The organism is Enterobacter sp. R-1.6.2 (assembly GCF_035064085.1).
In the GTDB taxonomy this organism is placed as follows: domain Bacteria; phylum Pseudomonadota; class Gammaproteobacteria; order Enterobacterales; family Enterobacteriaceae; genus Enterobacter; species Enterobacter asburiae_B.
The window spans coordinates 82,196-99,924 of the sequence record NZ_JASEYI010000004.1; the positions used below are offsets into that span (position 1 = coordinate 82,196).

The window sequence follows — 17,729 nt, forward strand, 5'->3', positions numbered from 1 at the left end:
GCGGGCCACAAAGAGCTCGCAGGTGAACCCCGGCACGTACACGTGGTGTGCGTGGTAGTTTCTACGGCGAAAGTAAGCATAAAAATGCTTAAGGGATCACGATGCAGAACGGCGCAATGAAAGCCTGGCTGGACTCTTCTTTCCTTTCTGGTGCGAACCAGAGCTGGATTGAACAGCTCTATGAAGACTTCTTAACCGATCCTGACTCAGTGGACGCAAACTGGCGTTCCATGTTCCAGCAGTTGCCTGGCACAGGGGTCAAACCGGATCAATTCCATTCCAAAACACGTGATTATTTCCGTCGTCTGGCGAAGGATGCCTCACGTTACTCTTCTGCGATTTCCGACCCTGACACTAATGCGAAGCAGGTTAAAGTCCTGCAGCTTATCAACGCTTATCGCTTCCGTGGTCACCAGCATGCGAATCTCGATCCGCTGGGACTGTGGCAGCAAGACCGTGTGGCCGATCTCGATCCGGCGTATCACGATCTGACCGAGGCCGATTTCCAGGAAAGCTTTAACGTAGGTTCCTTTGCCATCGGCAAAGACACGATGAAGCTGGGCGATCTGATTGACGCGCTCAAGCAAACCTACTGCGGCTCCATCGGCGCGGAATACATGCACATTACCTCTACCGAAGAGAAACGCTGGATCCAGCAGCGCATCGAATCCGTAGCGGGCCACGCGACCTTCTCGGCTGACGAGAAAAAACGCTTCCTGAACGAACTGACCGCAGCGGAAGGGCTTGAGCGCTATCTGGGCGCGAAATTCCCGGGCGCAAAACGCTTCTCGCTGGAAGGCGGCGACGCGCTGGTGCCGATGCTCAAAGAGCTGATTCGTCACGCAGGCAAGAGCGGCACCCGTGAAGTGGTACTGGGCATGGCGCACCGTGGTCGTCTGAACGTGCTGGTCAACGTGCTGGGTAAAAAACCGCAGGACCTGTTCGACGAATTCGCGGGCAAACATAAAGAACACCTTGGCACCGGCGACGTGAAGTACCACATGGGCTTCTCGTCGGATATCGAAACCGAAGGCGGTCTGGTTCACCTGGCGCTGGCGTTTAACCCGTCACACCTGGAAATCGTTAGCCCGGTGGTTATCGGTTCCGTGCGTGCGCGTCTGGATCGTCTGGACGAGCCGAGCAGCAATAAAGTGCTGCCGATCACCATCCACGGCGATGCGGCGGTAACAGGGCAGGGCGTGGTTCAGGAAACCCTGAACATGTCGAAAGCGCGTGGTTATGAAGTGGGCGGTACCGTTCGCATCGTGATCAACAACCAGGTGGGCTTTACCACTTCTAACCCGCTTGACGCGCGTTCTACCCCGTACTGCACCGACATCGGTAAGATGGTGCAGGCGCCAATCTTCCACGTTAACGCGGATGACCCGGAAGCCGTTGCTTTCGTTACCCGTCTGGCGCTGGACTTCCGTAATACCTTTAAACGCGATGTGTTCATTGACCTCTTCTGCTACCGCCGTCACGGCCACAACGAAGCGGACGAGCCAAGTGCAACCCAGCCGTTGATGTATCAGAAAATCAAAAAACACCCGACCCCGCGCAAAATCTATGCTGACAAGCTGGAGAGCGACAAAGTGACGACGCTGGAAGATGCGACCGAAATGGTCAACCTCTACCGCGACGCGCTGGATGCGGGTGAATGCGTGGTCAAAGAGCTGCGCCCGATGAACATGCACTCCTTTACCTGGTCGCCGTACCTCAACCACGAGTGGGATGAGAGCTACCCGAACAAGGTTGAGATGAAGCGCCTGCAGGAGCTGGCTAAACGCATCAGCACCGTACCGGACGCTATCGAGATGCAGTCTCGCGTGCAGAAAATCTACGCTGACCGTCAGTCCATGGCGGCAGGCGAGAAGCTGTTCGACTGGGGCGGCGCGGAAACGCTGGCCTACGCAACGCTGGTTGACGAAGGCATTCCTGTTCGTCTGTCCGGTGAAGATGCGGGCCGTGGGACCTTCTTCCACCGTCACGCGGTTGTTCACAACCAGTCCAACGGTTCAACCTACACCCCGCTGCAGCACGTGCACAACGGTCAGGGCCAGTTCAAGGTCTGGGACTCCGTGCTGTCTGAAGAAGCGGTTCTGGCCTTCGAATACGGTTATGCCACCGCTGAACCACGCACCCTGACCATCTGGGAAGCGCAGTTCGGTGACTTCGCCAACGGCGCGCAGGTGGTTATCGACCAGTTCATCTCCTCCGGCGAGCAGAAGTGGGGCCGTATGTGTGGCCTGGTAATGTTGCTGCCGCACGGTTATGAAGGTCAGGGTCCGGAGCACTCCTCCGCGCGTCTGGAACGTTATCTGCAGCTCTGCGCCGAGCAGAACATGCAGGTCTGCGTACCGTCCACCCCGGCTCAGGTCTACCACATGCTGCGTCGTCAGGCGCTGCGCGGTATGCGCCGTCCGCTGGTGGTGATGTCGCCGAAATCCCTGCTGCGTCACCCGCTGGCGGTGTCGAGCCTGGAAGAACTGGCGAACGGAACCTTCCTGCCAGCCATCGGTGAAATTGACGAGCTGGATCCGCAGGGCGTGAAGCGCGTGGTGATGTGTTCTGGTAAGGTTTATTACGACCTGCTGGAACAGCGCCGCAAGAACGATCAGAAAGATGTCGCCATCGTGCGTATCGAACAGCTTTATCCGTTCCCGCATCAGGCGATGCAGGAAGTGCTGAAACAATATGCTCACGTACATGATTTTGTCTGGTGCCAGGAAGAGCCGCTCAACCAGGGCGCATGGTACTGCAGCCAACATCATTTCCGTGAAGTGATTCCATTTGGGTCAGCCCTGCGTTATGCAGGTCGCCCGGCCTCCGCCTCTCCGGCGGTAGGGTATATGTCCGTTCACCAGAAGCAGCAACAAGATCTGGTCAATGACGCGCTGAACGTCGATTAATTAAAGGATACAAAATGAGTAGCGTAGATATTCTTGTTCCCGACCTGCCTGAATCCGTAGCAGATGCGACCGTCGCTACCTGGCACAAAAAACCAGGCGATGCCGTTAAGCGCGATGAAGTGCTGGTAGAAATCGAAACTGACAAAGTGGTACTGGAAGTACCGGCTTCGGCGGATGGCGTTCTGGACGCGGTGCTGGAAGATGAAGGTACCACCGTAACCTCTCGTCAGATCCTGGGTCGCCTGCGTGAAGGCAACAGCGCGGGCAAAGAGTCCAGCGCGAAATCTGAAGAGAAAGCCTCTACGCCGGCTCAGCGCCAGCAGGCTTCTCTGGAAGAACAGTCTAACGACGCTCTCAGCCCGGCGATCCGTCGCCTGCTGGCTGAACACAGCCTTGACCCGGCAGCCATCAAAGGCACCGGTGTGGGCGGTCGTCTGACCCGCGAAGACATCGACAAACACCTGGCGAAAGCGCCAGCTCAGGCAGAAGCGAAAGCCCCTGCGGCAGCACCAGCAGCACAGCCTGCTCTGGGTGCCCGCAGCGAAAAACGTGTGCCAATGACTCGCCTGCGCAAGCGCGTGGCCGAGCGTCTGCTGGAAGCGAAAAACTCCACCGCGATGCTGACCACCTTCAACGAAGTGAACATGAAGCCAATCATGGATCTGCGCAAGCAGTACGGTGACGCGTTTGAAAAACGTCACGGCATCCGTCTGGGCTTTATGTCCTTCTACGTGAAAGCGGTAGTTGAAGCGCTGAAACGCTACCCGGAAGTGAACGCGTCTATCGATGGCGATGACGTGGTTTACCACAACTATTTCGACGTCAGCATGGCGGTTTCTACTCCACGCGGCCTGGTCACCCCGGTTCTGCGTGATGTGGATACCCTGGGTATGGCTGACATCGAGAAAAACATTAAAGAGCTGGCTGTAAAAGGCCGCGACGGCAAGCTGACCGTAGACGACCTGACCGGCGGTAACTTCACCATTACCAACGGCGGCGTATTCGGCTCGCTGATGTCTACCCCGATCATTAACCCGCCGCAGAGCGCGATCCTGGGTATGCATGCCATTAAAGATCGCCCGATGGCGGTAGACGGTAAAGTTGAGATCCTGCCGATGATGTACCTGGCGCTCTCGTACGATCACCGCCTGATCGACGGCCGCGAGTCCGTGGGCTTCCTGGTCGCGATTAAAGAGCTGCTGGAAGATCCAACCCGTCTGCTGCTGGACGTCTAGTTTTGCAGTCTTGCCCGGCGGCGTATGGCTGCCGGGCCAATAAAAGCACGACCTAACGATTACCTGAAGGATGGATAGAACACATGAACTTACATGAATATCAGGCCAAACAGCTGTTTGCCCGGTATGGCTTACCGGCTCCGGTGGGTTATGCCTGTACTACCCCGCGTGAAGCAGAAGAAGCCGCATCTAAAATCGGTTCCGGCCCTTGGGTAGTTAAGTGTCAGGTTCACGCTGGTGGCCGTGGTAAAGCGGGCGGTGTGAAGGTTGTTAAGAGCAAAGAAGAGATTCGTGCGTTTGCTGAACATTGGCTCGGCAAGCGTCTGGTAACCTACCAGACAGATGCGAACGGCCAGCCGGTTAACCAGATCCTGGTTGAAGCGGCGACCGACATCGCGAAAGAACTGTACCTGGGCGCGGTTGTTGACCGTAGCTCCCGTCGCGTGGTGTTCATGGCGTCTACCGAAGGCGGCGTGGAAATCGAAAAGGTGGCGGAAGAAACCCCGCACCTGATCCACAAAGTGGCAATCGATCCGCTGGCAGGCCCAATGCCTTACCAGGGTCGCGAGCTGGCGTTCAAACTGGGCCTGGAAGGCAAGCTGGTTCAGCAGTTCACCAAGATTTTCATGGGGCTGGCGAATATCTTCCTGGAGCGCGACCTGGCGCTGATCGAGATCAACCCGCTGGTGATCACCACTCAGGGCGACCTGATCTGCCTCGACGGCAAGCTGGGCGCTGACGGCAACGCGCTGTTCCGCCAGTCCGATCTGCGCGAAATGCGCGACCAGTCTCAGGAAGACCCACGTGAAGCGCAGGCTGCACAGTGGGAGCTGAACTACGTGGCGCTGGACGGCAACATCGGCTGCATGGTTAACGGTGCGGGCCTGGCAATGGGCACCATGGACATCGTTAAGCTGCACGGCGGTGAGCCAGCAAACTTCCTCGACGTAGGCGGTGGCGCAACCAAAGAGCGCGTAACCGAAGCGTTCAAAATCATCCTCTCTGACGACAACGTGAAGGCCGTTCTGGTTAACATCTTCGGCGGCATCGTTCGTTGCGACCTGATCGCCGACGGTATCATCGGTGCGGTAGAAGAAGTGGGTGTTAACGTTCCGGTGGTTGTGCGTCTGGAAGGTAACAACGCTGAACTCGGCGCGAAAAAACTGGCTGACAGCGGCCTGAATATTATTGCAGCGAAAAGTCTGACGGATGCAGCTCAGCAGGTTGTTGCCGCAGTGGAGGGGAAATAATGTCAGTTTTAATTAATAAAGATACCAAGGTTATCTGCCAGGGCTTCACCGGTAGCCAGGGGACTTTCCACTCCGAACAGGCGATTGCCTACGGCACGCAGATGGTTGGCGGCGTAACGCCAGGTAAAGGCGGCACCACGCATCTGGGCCTGCCGGTATTCAACACCGTGCGTGAAGCCGTTGAAGCGACGGGCGCAACCGCGACCGTGATCTACGTTCCGGCACCGTTCTGCAAAGACTCCATTCTGGAAGCGATCGATGCAGGCATCAAGCTGATCATCACCATCACTGAAGGCATCCCGACGCTGGATATGCTGACCGTGAAGGTGAAGCTGGATGAAGCAGGCGTGCGCATGATCGGCCCGAACTGCCCTGGCGTTATCACCCCGGGCGAATGCAAAATCGGCATCATGCCGGGCCACATTCACAAGCCGGGGAAAGTGGGCATCGTGTCCCGTTCCGGTACGCTGACCTATGAAGCTGTGAAGCAGACCACCGATTACGGCTTCGGCCAGTCCACCTGCGTTGGCATCGGCGGTGACCCGATCCCGGGCTCTAACTTCATCGACATCCTGAAGCTGTTCCAGGAAGATCCACAGACCGAAGCGATCGTGATGATCGGTGAGATCGGTGGTAGCGCGGAAGAAGAAGCCGCTGCTTACATCAAAGAACACGTGACCAAGCCAGTTGTCGGTTACATCGCGGGTGTGACCGCGCCGAAAGGCAAGCGTATGGGTCACGCAGGCGCGATCATCGCCGGTGGTAAGGGTACGGCTGATGAGAAATTCGCAGCGCTGGAAGCCGCAGGCGTGAAAACCGTTCGTAGCCTGGCGGATATCGGCGAAGCACTGAAATCCATCATTAAGTAAGTCCTCTCTGCTCCCCGAAAGGGGGGCGTTGAAGTATAAAAATGTCCGTTTCGACATGGTTGGCCGCTGTAAAGCGGCCTTTTTTATTGCCTGCCGGGCATCATGCAATAGTCACTAAATGGTGTTAATTAGAGAGGGGGATAAAAGTAAAATAATTGTTATTTATTTACCTTAAAGAGAGCGGATGGAAAAAAACGAAAAAACGCACTAAAATTTATGTCCTGAATAAATTAGGCATTCGGGCTTCTGAGTTAATAAAAATCAATTCTGTTTATATTCATCAATCGACTTGATAACCTTAATTGTATTTTATATACATATCTTTAACATGGTTTTTACTATGTTCACCGCATCAAAACACATTTAACACAAAGGATTGTTTTTGATTTAAATCAATGTTTAATCCTTGGAAAAACCCATCAAAAGGCGGTAAATTGTCCCCGATCAAAATGGCCGAAAAGTGGTAATTTTGCTATAAATTGATCGCCGTCGAAAAACGTAAATGTGATTCAATAAAAACCTGTTTATTGTAAGGGTTTTGCAGCGTATTATATTTGCGGGATCAATTTGAGTTTTTTATTAACGTATTTGTAACCTCACGTCATCGTTTTTATCCTCCTTCAGGGTAATAACGACGACAAGGATGCGAATAATTTGTATTGGGGCATGCGTGTGGATCTCTCTCTGACGGGGTTCACTCTCGGAGTCTTCATGCGATGAGCAAGGAGTCATGATGTTAGATATAGTCGAACTGTCGCGCTTACAGTTTGCCTTGACCGCGATGTACCACTTCCTGTTTGTGCCACTGACGCTCGGTATGGCGTTCCTGCTGGCCATTATGGAAACGGTATACGTTCTCTCCGGCAAACAGATTTATAAAGATATGACCAAGTTCTGGGGCAAGTTGTTTGGTATCAACTTCGCGCTGGGCGTGGCAACCGGTTTGACCATGGAGTTCCAGTTCGGGACTAACTGGTCTTACTATTCCCACTATGTAGGGGATATCTTCGGTGCGCCGCTGGCCATTGAAGGTCTGATGGCATTCTTCCTCGAATCCACCTTTGTAGGTCTGTTCTTCTTCGGCTGGGACCGTCTGGGTAAAGTCCAGCATATGGCGGTGACCTGGCTGGTGGCATTAGGTTCGAACCTGTCCGCGCTGTGGATTCTGGTGGCGAACGGCTGGATGCAGAACCCTATCGCGTCTGATTTCAACTTCGAAACCATGCGTATGGAGATGGTCAGCTTTGCCGAGCTGGTCCTGAACCCGGTTGCACAGGTTAAATTCGTTCACACCGTCGCTTCTGGCTACGTGTGCGGCGCGATGTTTGTACTGGGCATCAGCTCTTACTACATGCTGCGCGGTCGTGACTTCGCGTTTGCTAAGCGCTCCTTTGCTATCGCTGCAAGCTTCGGTATGGCTGCAATCCTCTCTGTTATCGTTCTGGGTGATGAATCCGGTTACGAAATGGGTGACGTGCAGAAAACCAAACTGGCCGCCATCGAAGCCGAATGGGAAACCCAACCGGCGCCTGCTGCCTTTACGCTGTTCGGTATTCCGGATCAGGACGCGCAGGAAAACCGCTTCGCCATTCAGATCCCTTATGCGCTGGGTATCATCGCCACCCGTTCTGTTGATAAGCAGGTGACCGGTCTGAAAGAGCTGATGGTTCAGCACGAAGAGCGTATCCGTAACGGTATGAAAGCTTACTCGCTGCTGGAACAGCTGCGTGCCGGTTCTACCGACCAGGCCGTTCGCGACCAGTTCAACAACGTGAAGAAAGATCTGGGTTACGGTTTGCTGTTGAAGCGTTATACCCCGAACGTTTCTGATGCGACAGAAGCGCAGATCCAGATGGCAACCAAAGATTCGATTCCACGCGTTGCGCCACTGTACTTCGCATTCCGTATCATGGTGGGCTGCGGCATCATCATGCTGCTGATCATTGCGGCGTCCTTCTGGTCCGTGATTCGTAACCGCATCGGCGAGAAAAAATGGCTGCTGCGCACCGCGCTGTACGGTATTCCACTGCCGTGGATCGCGATCGAATCCGGCTGGTTTGTTGCGGAGTACGGCCGTCAGCCATGGGCGATTGGTGAGGTACTGCCAACGGCGGTAGCGAACTCGTCCCTGACAGCGGGCGACCTGATCTTCTCCATGCTGCTGATTTGTGGTCTGTACACCCTGTTCCTGGTGGCTGAACTGTTCCTGATGTTCAAGTTCGCGCGCCTTGGCCCAAGCAGCCTGAAAACCGGTCGCTATCACTACGAGCAGTCCACTGCGACTACTCAGCCGGCACGCTAAGACAGGAGTCATCAAATGATCGATTATGAAGTATTGCGTTTTATCTGGTGGCTGCTGGTTGGCGTTCTGCTGATCGGTTTTGCCGTCACGGATGGTTTCGACATGGGGGTGGGGATGCTCACCCGTTTCCTCGGTCGTAATGACACCGAGCGTCGAATCATGATCAACTCCATCGCCCCTCACTGGGACGGTAACCAGGTGTGGCTGATCACCGCTGGCGGCGCGCTGTTCGCTGCCTGGCCGATGGTCTACGCGGCTGCGTTCTCCGGCTTCTACGTGGCGATGATTCTGGTGCTGGCCTCTTTATTCTTCCGTCCGGTTGGTTTCGACTACCGTTCCAAGATTGAAGACACCCGCTGGCGCAACATGTGGGACTGGGGCATCTTCATCGGTAGCTTCGTTCCACCGCTGGTGATCGGCGTGGCGTTCGGTAACCTGTTGCAGGGCGTACCGTTCCACCTGGACGAATACATGCGTCTTTACTACACCGGTAACTTCTTCCAGCTGCTGAATCCGTTTGGCCTGCTGGCCGGCGTGGTGAGCGTGGCGATGATCATCACTCAGGGCGCAACCTATCTGCAGATGCGTACGGTTGGTGAACTGCACCTGCGTTCGCGCGCGACGGCTCAGGTCGCTGCGCTGGTGACGCTGGTCTGCTTCGCACTGGCCGGTGTGTGGGTGGTGTACGGGATTGATGGTTATGTGGTGACCTCTGCAATTAACCACTCGGCACCGTCTAACCCGCTGACCAAAGAAGTGGCGCGTCAGGCTGGCGCCTGGCTGGTGAACTTCAATAACACCCCTGCGCTGTGGGCGATCCCGGCTCTGGGCGTATTGCTGCCGCTGCTGACCGTGTTGACGTCTCGTCTGGAGAAAGGCGCGCTGGCGTTCGTGTTCTCTTCGCTGACCCTGGCGTGCATCATCCTGACGGCGGGTATTGCGATGTTCCCATTCGTCATGCCATCCAGCACCATGCTGAATGCTAGCCTGACCATGTGGGACGCAACGTCCAGCCAGCTGACGCTGAACCTGATGACGTATGTTGCTTGCGTGTTCGTACCGATTATCCTGCTCTACACCACCTGGTGTTACTGGAAAATGTTCGGTCGCATCACTAAAGAACATATCGAAAGCAACACCCACTCTATGTACTAAGTAAGGAGCTGAATATGTGGTATTTCGCATGGATTTTAGGGACGCTTCTTGCCTGTGCATTTGGTGTCATCACTGCCCTGGCGCTTGAGCACGTCGAAGCGACCAAAGCGGGTGAAGAAAAACACTGATGAATATTATCGCGACGCTTTACGCGGTAATGGATAAGCGCCCGCTACGGGCGCTTTCTTTAGTGATGGCATTACTGCTGGCAGGTTGTATCTTCTGGGACCCTTCGCGCTTTGCAGCGAAAACCAGCGAGCTTGAAATCTGGCACGGCTTTCTCATTATGTGGGCGGTGTGCGCAGGTGTGATCCACGGCGTGGGCTTTCGTCCGAAAGCCGTTCACTGGCAGGGAATTTTTTGCCCGCTGATTGCCGATCTGGTGCTTCTCGCCGGTTTGATTTTCTTCTTCTTCTGAATAAGAAATGTCCGTTAACGTTATGGGCTTACCCGAGCCCATAAAAATTTACTCTCCGTTTACTTTCTCCCATTCCCAACCCTCTTTCCCGCGCGTATAGTAGCGAAGTTTAAAAGCATTAACTTTTGTTGCATTACCGGGATGTAAAGTGAATACAACGCTGTTTCGATGGCCGGTTCGTGTCTATTACGAAGATACCGATGCCGGTGGTGTGGTTTACCACGCCAGCTACGTTGCTTTTTATGAACGGGCACGCACAGAGATGCTGCGCCATCATCACTTTAGTCAACAGGTGCTGTTGGCTGAGCGAGTTGCCTTCGTGGTACGCAAGATGACGCTTGAGTATTTTGCGCCTGCCAGACTCGACGATATGCTCGAAGTCCAAACTGAAATTACATCAATGCGCGGGACCTCACTGGTTTTCACGCAGCGGATAGTCAACGCAGAGAATACCGTACTGAACTCAGCTGAAGTGCTGATTGTTTGTGTTGATCCAACCATAATGAAGCCTCGTGCGCTTCCTAAGTCTATTGTCGCGGAGTTTAAGCAGTGACTGACATGAATATCCTTGATTTGTTCCTGAAGGCAAGCCTTCTGGTTAAACTTATCATGTTGATTTTGATTGGTTTTTCAATCGCATCCTGGGCCATCATCATCCAGAGAACGCGTATCCTCAATGCCGCTGGCCGTGAAGCTGAAGCGTTTGAAGATAAGTTCTGGTCGGGTATTGAGCTTTCTCGTCTGTATCAGGAAAGCCAGGGACGCCGTGAAAACCTTACAGGCTCCGAGCAAATTTTTTATAGCGGTTTCAAAGAGTTTGCTCGTCTGCATCGTGCAAACAATCATGCGCCGGAAGCGGTTGTAGAAGGTGCCTCGCGTGCGATGCGTATCTCTATGAACCGTGAGCTGGAAAATCTCGAAACGCATATTCCATTCCTCGGCACTGTCGGTTCCATCAGCCCGTATATCGGCCTGTTTGGTACCGTGTGGGGGATCATGCACGCCTTTATCGCGCTGGGCGCGGTGAAGCAGGCGACGTTGCAGATGGTTGCACCGGGTATCGCTGAAGCACTGATTGCGACCGCTATCGGTCTGTTTGCGGCAATTCCTGCGGTTATGGCTTACAACCGTCTGAACCAGCGCGTGAACAAACTGGAACTGAACTACGACAACTTTATGGAAGAGTTCACTGCGATTCTGCACCGTCAGGCGTTTACCAGCACCGAGAGCAACAAGGGGTAAACCATGGCCAGATCGCGTGGACGAGGTCGTCGCGAGCTCAAGTCCGAAATCAATATCGTTCCACTGCTGGACGTCCTGCTGGTACTGCTGCTGATCTTCATGGCGACAGCGCCAATCATTACTCAGAGCGTGGAGGTGGATCTGCCGGATGCGACAGAATCACAGGCGGTGAGCACCAATGACGATCCTCCGGTTATCATTGAGGTTTCCGGCGTAGGGCAATACAGCGTCGTGGTAGAGAAAGATCGTATGGATCAGCTGCCGCCTGAGCAGGTTATTGCTGAAGCGCAGCGTCGTCTGGAGTCAAATCCGAAAACGGTCTTCTTAATCGGTGGCGCGAAAGACGTACCCTACGATGAAATTATTAAAGCGCTGAACTTGCTACATAGTGCGGGTGTTAAGTCAGTTGGCTTAATGACCCAACCTATTTGATCATCCGCGTAGTTTTTGGGAACCGATAGTGTCAAAGGCAACCGAACAGAACGACAAGCTTAAGCGAGCGATAATCGTCTCCGCAGTGCTGCACGTGATTCTCTTTGCAGCGCTGATCTGGAGTTCGTTCGACGAGCATATTGATGCATCAGCCGGCGGCGGTGGAGGGTCTTCCATTGACGCCGTGATGGTGGATCCCGGTGCGGTAGTACAGAACTATAATCGCGAACAGCAGCAGAAGGCGAGTGCCAAACGGGCTGAAGAGCAGCGAGAAAAACAGTCGCAACAGCAGGCGGAAGAACTGCGTGAAAAGCAGGCCGCAGAGCAGGAGCGTCTGAAGCAGCTTGAGAAAGAGCGTTTGCAGGCGCAGGAAGCTGCGAAAGAGCAGGCGGAACAGCAGAAGCAAGCCGAAGAGGCCGCGAAGAAAGCACAGGAACAGCAAAAGCAGGCGGAAGAGGCGGCAGCAAAAGCCGCAGCGGACGCGAAAGCACAGGCTGATGCCCAGGCAAAATTAGCGGCAGAAGCGGCGAAGAAAGCCGCTGCCGATGCTCAGAAGAAAGCTGAAGCGGAAGCCGCGAAGAAAGCCGCTGCTGATGCTCAGAAGAAAGCCGAAGCGGAAGCCGCGAAAAAAGCCGCTGCCGATGCTCAGAAGAAAGCCGAAGCGGAAGCCGCGAAAAAAGCCGCTCAGGAAGCAGAGAAGAAAGCTGCTGCCGAGGCCGCGAAGAAAGCGGCTGCTGCTGAGAAAGCGGCTGCAGAAAAAGCTGCCGCCGCTGAAAAAGCCGCTGCCGATAAAAAAGCTGCAGCTGAGAAGGCTGCCGCCGATAAGAAAGCTGCAGCTGAGAAGGCCGCTGCCGATAAGAAAGCTGCTGCTGATAAAGCGGCGGCCAAAAAGGCCGCGGCTGCTGAAAAAGCTGCTGCCGCCGCAGGGGTTGACGATCTGCTGGGCGATTTGAGCTCCGGTAAGAATGCACCGAAAACGGGCGGTGGGGCGAAAGGAAACAACGCAGCGCCGACGGGAAGTGGTAACACTAAGAGTAACGGTGCGACAGGGGCTGAAATCAACGGTTATGCCGCGCAGATTAAATCCGCTATTGAAAGCCGATTCTATGATGCGTCTTCCTATACCGGTAAAACGTGTACGTTGCGTATAAAACTGGCTCCGGACGGCATGCTGCTGGATATCAAATCTGAAGGTGGCGACCCGGCTTTATGTACTGCGGCCCTGGCTGCAGCGCGTCAGGCGAAGATGCCTAAACCGCCGTCTCAGGCAGTTTACGAAGTCTTCAAAAATGCGCCGCTGGACTTCAAACCTTAAGTTACATTTTCCCCGTGCAAACGGGGAAAAATAGACCAGGTTTAGTCACAGGGTTCTGGTAGTTTTGTCTATTTGAGTTTGTTAACATTCTGCTAAATTATCGTGGGTAAGGTTACCCGGATAAGGGAGATATGATGAAGCAGGCATTACGTGTAGCATTTAGTTTTTTAATGCTGTGGGCAGCAGTACTGCACGCAGAAGTACGTATCGAGATCACCCAGGGGGTGGACTCGGCACGCCCAATCGGTGTTGTTCCGTTCCAGTGGGCCGGTCCTGGCGCTGCACCTGAAGATGCCGGTGGCATCGTGGCGGCTGACCTGCGTAACAGCGGTAAATTCAACCCGTTAGATCGTTCTCGTCTGCCTCAGCAGCCGGGCAGCGCGCAGGAAGTACAGCCTGCAGCATGGTCTGCACTGGGTATTGATGCCGTGGTTGTGGGTCAGGTTACGCCTAACCCGGACGGCTCTTACAACGTGGCCTGGCAGCTGGTGGATACCGGTGGTGCACCGGGTACCGTTCTGGCACAGAACTCTTACAAGGTCACTAAGCAGTACCTGCGCTACGCGGCACACGCTGCCAGCGATGCGGTATTTGAAAAACTGACCGGCATTAAAGGGGCGTTCCGTACTCGTATTGCTTATGTGGTGCAGACCAACGGTGGTCAGTTCCCGTATGAGCTGCGCGTATCTGACTACGACGGCTACAACCAGTTCCTGGTGAAACGTTCTTCTCAGCCGCTGATGTCTCCAGCCTGGTCTCCGGACGGTTCTAAACTGGCCTATGTAACCTTCGAAAGTGGCCGTTCAGCGCTGGTTATCCAGACGCTGGCAAACGGTGCTGTTCGTCAGGTGGCGTCTTTCCCACGTCACAACGGTGCGCCTTCCTTCTCTCCGGACGGGTCTAAACTGGCGTTTGCGCTGTCAAAAACCGGTAGCCTGAACCTGTACGTGATGGACATTGGCTCTGGCCAGATCCGTCAGGTGACCGACGGTCGCAGCAACAACACTGAACCTTCATGGTTCCCGGATAGTCAAAACCTGGCGTTTACTTCTGACCAGGCTGGCCGTCCACAAATCTATAAAGTCAACATCAACGGCGGTGCTCCGCAGCGTATTACCTGGGAAGGTTCGCAGAACCAGAACTCAGACGTGAGCAGCGACGGTAAATTTATGGTAATGGTGAGCTCCAACGGTGGGCAGCAGCACATTGCCAAACAGGATCTGGTAGCGGGTGGCGTTCAAGTTCTGTCGTCAACGTTCCTGGATGAAACGCCAAGTCTGGCACCTAACGGCACGATGGTAATCTACAGCTCTTCTCAGGGGATGGGATCTGTGCTGAATCTGGTTTCTACAGATGGGCGTTTCAAAGCGCGTATTCCGGCAACTGATGGACAGGTAAAATCACCTGCCTGGTCGCCGTATCTGTAAATAATAATTAATTGATTACTAAAGGAATCATAGAAATGCAACTGAACAAAGTGCTGAAGGGGCTGATGATCGCTCTGCCTGTAATGGCAATCGCAGCGTGTTCTTCTAACAAGAACGCCAGCAATGACCAGAGCGGCGAAGGCATGATGGGTGCCGGCACCGGTATGGACGCGAACGGCAATGGCAACATGTCTTCTGAAGAGCAGGCGCGTCTTCAGATGCAGCAGCTGCAGCAGAACAACATCGTTTACTTCGATCTGGATAAATACGACATCCGTTCTGACTTCGCTGCGATGCTGGATGCTCACGCTAACTTCCTGCGTAGCAACCCATCTTACAAAGTCACCGTAGAAGGTCACGCGGACGAACGTGGTACTCCAGAGTACAACATCTCCCTGGGTGAACGTCGTGCTAACGCTGTTAAAATGTACCTGCAGGGTAAAGGCGTTTCTGCTGACCAGATCTCCATCGTTTCTTACGGTAAAGAAAAACCTGCAGTACTGGGTCACGACGAAGCGGCTTACTCCAAAAACCGTCGTGCCGTACTGGTTTACTAAGAGAATTGCATGAGCAGTAACTTCAGACATCATCTGTTGAGTCTGTCGTTACTGGTTGGAATAGCGGCCCCCTGGGCCGCTTTTGCTCAGGCACCAATCAGTAGTGTCGGCTCAGGCTCGGTAGAAGACCGGGTCACTCAACTCGAGCGTATTTCTAACGCTCACAGCCAGCTTTTAACCCAACTCCAGCAACAACTTTCTGATAACCAAAACGATATTGACTCTCTCCGCGGCCAGATTCAGGAAAGCCAGTATCAGTTGAACCAGGTTGTGGAACGTCAGAAGCAGATTTTGCTGCAGATAGATAGCCTGAGCAGCGGTGGTGCAGCAGCACAAGCACAGCCAGCCGCGGGCGATCAGACCGGTGCGGCGACATCAGCTCCGGCTGCGGATGCTTCTGCTGCAACAGGTGCGCCTGTACAGAGCGGTGACGCGAATACGGACTACAACGCGGCCATTGCCCTGGTGCAGGATCAATCTCGTCAGGATGACGCGCTTGCTGCGTTTCAGAACTTTGTTAAGAAATACCCTGATTCCACTTATCAGCCAAATGCGAATTACTGGCTCGGTCAGCTGAATTACAACAAGGGTAAAAAGGACGATGCGGCGTTTTATTTTGCCTCAGTGGTGAAAAATTACCCGAAATCGCCAAAAGCGCCTGATGCGATGTATAAAGTGGGCGTCATCATGCAGGACAAAGGCGACACTGCGAAAGCCAAAGCGGTTTATCAGCAGGTGGTCTCTAAATTCCCGGGTACCGAAGGTGCTAAGCAGGCGCAAAAACGTCTGAATTCGATGGGATGATTATCGCATGACCAGAAATCGCGTTATTTCTGGTCGTGCAGCATGATTCGTAAGCAGTTAAGTGATCTTCATCGAAATTTTTGTTGCGCTGAATTCTTAAATCAGTAATATATGCCGCCGTTGCCACGGGATATCAAACAACGTGAAAACAGCGTAAAAGTGGGTCGTTAGCTCAGTTGGTAGAGCAGTTGACTTTTAATCAATTGGTCGCAGGTTCGAATCCTGCACGACCCACCACTTAACGCACACCAGCAGTACAGAGTGGGTGATTAGCTCAGTTGGTAGAGCATCTCCTTTACACGGAGGGGGTCGGCGGTTCGAGCCCGTCATCACCCACCACTCGGGTCGTTAGCTCAGTTGGTAGAGCAGTTGACTTTTAATCAATTGGTCGCAGGTTCGAATCCTGCACGACCCACCAATTTTATTGGTTCCGAGTGATAATTCAGGCAACACCCAAAAGGGTCGTTAGCTCAGTTGGTAGAGCAGTTGACTTTTAATCAATTGGTCGCAGGTTCGAATCCTGCACGACCCACCAGTGTAGAAAGGCGCCCTAAAGGCGCCTTTTTGCTATCTGCCGTCTGTGCAGGTCGGGCAAGGCGAAGCCGCTGACCGACAAATGCTATCCGCACCTATTTCCGGTGACTTTTCCTCTCATATTCGCTATCTTGTTTAGTATACAAAACACAATTGCCATGCGTTTTGCTATGTCATGCAAAAGAAAGGCAATATTGTTAAGCCCGTAAAACGAGAAGCCATAATGAGTGTGATGTTTGATCCTGAAGCCGCAATCTATCCGTTTCCGCCAAAGCCTGTCCCGCTGAGCCAGGACGAAAAGCAATTCTACCGTGAGAAGATCAAACGTCTTCTCAAAGAACGAGATGCGGTGATGGTGGCCCATTATTACACCGACCCGGAAATTCAGCAACTGGCGGAAGAGACCGGGGGCTGTATTTCTGACTCACTGGAGATGGCACGCTTCGGTGCAAAACATCCTGCTTCCACGCTGCTGGTTGCTGGCGTGCGTTTTATGGGCGAAACGGCAAAGATCCTGAGCCCTGAAAAAACCATTCTGATGCCGACGCTTAATGCGGAGTGTTCACTGGATCTCGGCTGCCCGATTGACGAATTCACGGCCTTCTGTGACGCCTACCCTGACCGGACCGTGGTGGTTTACGCCAACACCTCTGCGGCGGTAAAAGCGCGGGCAGACTGGGTTGTCACCTCCAGCATCGCCGTTGAGCTGATTGAACATCTGGATAGCCTTGGCGAGAAAATTATCTGGGCGCCTGACCGCCATCTTGGAAATTATGTCCAGAAGCAGACGGGGGCTGACGTTCTCTGCTGGCAGGGTGCCTGCATTGTGCACGACGAATTCAAAACCCAGGCGCTGGCGCGCATGAAGGCACTTTATCCTGACGCCGCGATTCTTGTTCACCCTGAATCACCGCAGTCGATTGTCGACATGGCGGACGCCGTGGGCTCAACCAGCCAGCTTATCAACGCGGCCAGAACGCTGCCTAACAGGCAGCTCATCGTGGCGACCGATCGCGGTATCTTCTACAAGATGCAGCAGGCCGTGCCGGAGAAAGAGCTCCTTGAAGCGCCAACGGCGGGCGAGGGCGCAACGTGTCGCAGCTGTGCGCATTGTCCGTGGATGGCGATGAATGGCCTGAAGGCCATTGCCGAAGGGCTCGAGACGGGCGGTGCAGCACATGAAATCCATGTGGATGCCGCCCTGCGTGAAGGTGCGTTAATTCCGCTTAACCGCATGCTGGATTTTGCAGCTACACTACGTACTTAATTCAAAACGCCCC

The 17,729-nt window shown here is 54.0% G+C and carries 16 protein-coding genes and 4 tRNA genes; all 20 read left to right on the top strand.

The genetic code is table 11. The annotated features are described in order from the left end of the window. Positions 1-101: 101 nt before the first annotated feature. Positions 102-2,909, top strand: coding sequence for a 2-oxoglutarate dehydrogenase E1 component (sucA, locus tag QMN93_RS06045; protein ID WP_193138923.1), 2,808 nt, complete (start codon positions 102-104; stop codon positions 2,907-2,909). Between the two features lie 14 nt (positions 2,910-2,923). After that, the gene (gene odhB, locus QMN93_RS06050) at positions 2,924-4,144 is read left to right on the top strand and encodes a 2-oxoglutarate dehydrogenase complex dihydrolipoyllysine-residue succinyltransferase (RefSeq protein WP_008501093.1); all 1,221 of its coding nucleotides are present in this window, start codon (positions 2,924-2,926) and stop codon (positions 4,142-4,144) included. Positions 4,145-4,227: 83 nt separating this feature from the next. Next, a complete protein-coding gene (gene sucC, locus QMN93_RS06055; protein WP_023310791.1) occupies positions 4,228-5,394 on the top strand; it encodes an ADP-forming succinate--CoA ligase subunit beta in 1,167 nt (388 codons plus the stop codon). After that, entirely contained in the window at positions 5,394-6,263 is an 870-nt protein-coding gene (sucD, locus tag QMN93_RS06060; protein WP_008501094.1) for a succinate--CoA ligase subunit alpha, read from the top strand. The genes sucC and sucD overlap by 1 nt, the downstream gene beginning before the upstream one ends. Before the next feature lie 733 nt (positions 6,264-6,996). Then, a complete protein-coding gene (gene cydA / locus QMN93_RS06065) occupies positions 6,997-8,565 on the top strand; it encodes a cytochrome ubiquinol oxidase subunit I (protein WP_023310795.1) in 1,569 nt (522 codons plus the stop codon). 15 nt (positions 8,566-8,580) lie between these two features. Next, a complete protein-coding gene (gene cydB, locus QMN93_RS06070; RefSeq protein ID WP_047061368.1) occupies positions 8,581-9,720 on the top strand; it encodes a cytochrome d ubiquinol oxidase subunit II in 1,140 nt (379 codons plus the stop codon). Between the two features lie 14 nt (positions 9,721-9,734). Next, the gene (cydX, locus tag QMN93_RS06075) at positions 9,735-9,848 is read left to right on the top strand and encodes a cytochrome bd-I oxidase subunit CydX (protein ID WP_003858598.1); all 114 of its coding nucleotides are present in this window, start codon (positions 9,735-9,737) and stop codon (positions 9,846-9,848) included. Next, complete coding sequence (gene ybgE / locus QMN93_RS06080) at positions 9,848-10,138, top strand: cyd operon protein YbgE (RefSeq protein ID WP_010428735.1); 291 nt, start codon at positions 9,848-9,850, stop codon at positions 10,136-10,138. Before cydX ends, ybgE begins: the two co-directional genes overlap by 1 nt. Positions 10,139-10,286: 148 nt before the next feature. Next, positions 10,287-10,691 (top strand): tol-pal system-associated acyl-CoA thioesterase, encoded by a 405-nt coding sequence (gene ybgC, locus QMN93_RS06085; protein WP_003858593.1) that lies wholly within the window; start codon positions 10,287-10,289, stop codon positions 10,689-10,691. Then, positions 10,688-11,380 carry a Tol-Pal system protein TolQ gene (gene tolQ / locus QMN93_RS06090; RefSeq protein WP_008501101.1) on the top strand — a complete coding sequence of 231 codons (693 nt, stop codon included), beginning with the start codon at positions 10,688-10,690 and terminating at the stop codon, positions 11,378-11,380. The genes ybgC and tolQ overlap by 4 nt, the downstream gene beginning before the upstream one ends. Before the next feature lie 3 nt (positions 11,381-11,383). Then, the gene (gene tolR / locus QMN93_RS06095) at positions 11,384-11,812 is read left to right on the top strand and encodes a colicin uptake protein TolR (RefSeq protein WP_003858589.1); all 429 of its coding nucleotides are present in this window, start codon (positions 11,384-11,386) and stop codon (positions 11,810-11,812) included. A gap of 28 nt (positions 11,813-11,840) precedes the next feature. After that, positions 11,841-13,127 (top strand): cell envelope integrity protein TolA, encoded by a 1,287-nt coding sequence (gene tolA, locus QMN93_RS06100; RefSeq protein ID WP_029740419.1) that lies wholly within the window; start codon positions 11,841-11,843, stop codon positions 13,125-13,127. Between the two features lie 134 nt (positions 13,128-13,261). Then, positions 13,262-14,554, top strand: a complete 1,293-nt coding sequence (gene tolB / locus QMN93_RS06105) for a Tol-Pal system beta propeller repeat protein TolB (RefSeq protein ID WP_008501103.1) — start codon at positions 13,262-13,264, stop codon at positions 14,552-14,554. 35 nt (positions 14,555-14,589) lie between these two features. After that, on the top strand, positions 14,590-15,111 hold the full coding sequence (gene pal / locus QMN93_RS06110; protein WP_003858578.1) for a peptidoglycan-associated lipoprotein Pal: 522 nt from the start codon (positions 14,590-14,592) through the stop codon (positions 15,109-15,111). 9 nt (positions 15,112-15,120) lie between these two features. Beyond that, entirely contained in the window at positions 15,121-15,915 is a 795-nt protein-coding gene (gene cpoB / locus QMN93_RS06115; protein ID WP_048976319.1) for a cell division protein CpoB, read from the top strand. 161 nt (positions 15,916-16,076) lie between these two features. Beyond that, positions 16,077-16,152 (top strand) — tRNA-Lys (locus QMN93_RS06120). Positions 16,153-16,178: 26 nt separating this feature from the next. Beyond that, positions 16,179-16,254: transfer RNA gene (locus QMN93_RS06125), tRNA-Val, on the top strand. Between the two features lie 3 nt (positions 16,255-16,257). Continuing rightward, positions 16,258-16,333: transfer RNA gene (locus QMN93_RS06130), tRNA-Lys, on the top strand. Positions 16,334-16,374: 41 nt separating this feature from the next. Then, positions 16,375-16,450: transfer RNA gene (locus QMN93_RS06135), tRNA-Lys, on the top strand. A gap of 222 nt (positions 16,451-16,672) precedes the next feature. Beyond that, complete coding sequence (gene nadA, locus QMN93_RS06140; RefSeq protein ID WP_069303829.1) at positions 16,673-17,716, top strand: quinolinate synthase NadA; 1,044 nt, start codon at positions 16,673-16,675, stop codon at positions 17,714-17,716. Positions 17,717-17,729 lie beyond the last annotated feature (13 nt).